Source organism: Paraburkholderia sp. SIMBA_054 (assembly GCF_046534875.1).
GTDB classification, from domain to species: domain Bacteria; phylum Pseudomonadota; class Gammaproteobacteria; order Burkholderiales; family Burkholderiaceae; genus Paraburkholderia; species Paraburkholderia hospita.
The window spans coordinates 1-280 of the sequence record NZ_JAWRXV010000610.1; the positions used below are offsets into that span (position 1 = coordinate 1).

A 280-nucleotide genomic window follows, 5' to 3' on the forward strand; every position below is an offset into this window, starting at 1 on the left:
CCATTCGGCCAGCCGACGCTGCCAGCTCGCCTTGGGCGCGTAACGCGGCAGCTCCAGGACCTGGCCCATTCGTGCCAGCACGAAGGCATCGAGCCGATCGGTCTTGGCCAACTGGCCGGTAGCCTTGGCAAAGTCGCGCACCTGTCGCGGATTGATCCGCACCACCGGCAGTTTGGCCTGGAACAAGGCATCGACCAGCGCCAGGTCGTAGCGGCCGGTCGATTCGAGGACTATCTGGCGTGGGTGCAATGCCAATAGCCATCGGGCCAAGCGCTGATGG

The 280-nt window shown here is 65.0% G+C and carries 1 protein-coding gene; it reads right to left on the bottom strand.

Going from position 1 to position 280, the window contains the following annotated elements:
- Nucleotides 1-280, bottom strand: a 280-nt coding sequence (locus SB822_RS56535) for an IS110 family transposase (protein ID WP_410859031.1), incomplete at both ends; no start/stop codon positions are given.